Below are 1,013 nucleotides of genomic sequence, written 5' to 3' on the forward strand. Positions count from 1 at the left end.
CGTGCTCGCCGCCCGTGCCGTCGCCCAGGAAACGCCGCTGCTCATCGCCGATGAGCCGGCCTCGGGTCTCGACCCGGCGCACCAGATCACCATGATGCAGGCGCTCAAGCGGCTCGCCGGCGAAGGCCGCACCGTCCTCGTCTCGCTGCACGACCTCACTTTGGCGGCGCGCTGGTGCGATCAGGTGGTGATGCTGAAGGAGGGGATGCTGGCCGCCAGCGGCGTGCCGGACGCCGTCATGACGAACGAGCGGCTGGCGCAGGTCTATGGGGTCGCCGCGCACCGCGCCCGCGACGAGCACGGCCTCATCCTCACACCCGTCGACCTGGTGCAGGACGGCGGTGCGCCATGATCCTCTGGCCCGACCTTTCCCGCCGCCCCCCCGCCGAGGCCGAACCGGTCGCCTCGCCGCTCGAAGCCGGTCCGACGGCCCCGCTTCCCCCGCCGCTCGACACGCCGGAGCGGACGGTCGCCGAAGACACCGCCCCCGCGATCCCCGCCGCTCCCGTCCGCAGCGCGCCGCAGCGCCGAAACGCCGTCGTCGGCGGGCTGCTTCTCCTCACGTTCGGCGTTTCCGCGCTTGCCCACGGCGCCATCATCGCCTTCCTCGCCGAACGCTTGAAGGTGGAAGGAATGGAAACAGCAACCGACGCAGTCTCGGTGGAGATCATCTTCGAGGCCCCGCCAAAGCCTCCTGCCGAGCCGATCCCCGGTGAAGAGACCGCCCTTCTGGAGAGTGTGCCCGATCCGGTCACGCCCCCGGCTCAGGCCGAAACCGATTCGGAACCTGAAGCGAAACCGCAAGAAGCCCTTGAAAACAAGGCATTGCCGACAGTTCCGGACTCGACGCAGGAAGCTCTTCCCGCAAGCGAGCCGGAGCCCTCGCGCCCCGCCGATGCACCGACGGCCGAACCCGTTCCAGCCGCGCCGGAGTTCATCGAACTGCCCCGGCAGACGGCGGCGGTTCCATCGCCACGCCCGGCGCCGCCGGTCCGCACCGCGGCACGGCCTCC

2 pseudogenes are annotated in these 1,013 nt (G+C 71.0%); both read left to right on the plus strand.

The annotated features are described in order from the left end of the window. Positions 1–352, plus strand: a pseudogene (locus NUU27_RS25390) (ABC transporter); the annotation flags it as partial. Next, positions 349–1,013: pseudogene (locus tag NUU27_RS25395) on the plus strand (hypothetical protein); the annotation flags it as partial. The pseudogenes NUU27_RS25390 and NUU27_RS25395, both read left to right, overlap by 4 nt.

This window comes from Nitratireductor sp. ZSWI3, assembly GCF_024655565.1.
In the GTDB taxonomy this organism is placed as follows: Bacteria; Pseudomonadota; Alphaproteobacteria; order Rhizobiales; family Rhizobiaceae; genus Nitratireductor.